This window comes from Streptomyces turgidiscabies Car8 (genome assembly GCF_000331005.1).
Taxonomy (GTDB): domain Bacteria; phylum Actinomycetota; class Actinomycetes; order Streptomycetales; family Streptomycetaceae; genus Streptomyces; species Streptomyces turgidiscabies.
Window position 1 is genome coordinate 1 of the sequence record NZ_AEJB01000591.1, and the last position, 301, is coordinate 301.

Annotated in this window: 1 pseudogene; it reads left to right on the forward strand. The window is 70.8% G+C overall.

Features of this window, described 5'->3' with window-relative positions:
* Positions 1-297, forward strand: a pseudogene (locus tag STRTUCAR8_RS50845) (zinc-binding dehydrogenase); the annotation flags it as partial.
* Positions 298-301: the final 4 nt, after the last annotated feature.

Sequence of the window (301 nt, forward strand, 5' to 3'; positions counted from 1 at the left end):
CACAGCCCTCCTCTCCCCCACCGGACAACACCTCGTCTTCGGCTGTCCGCCCAAGGCATCCACACCGGCGGCCCCTACCTGGTCGAGGGCGTCTCCCGACAAGTCCTGGGCCCGGAGATGCTGAAGAAGACAGGCGGCCCCAACCCCCTCCGCACCCTGGAACTCCGCGCCCTCACCGAAGCCGCCACCGGCCGCCTCACCCCGGCCGTACACCGCTTCCCGCTCGCCGAAGCAGCCACCGCCCACCACGCCCTCGAAAACCGCGGCACGACCGGCAAGGTCGTGCTGGAGCCGTGACTCA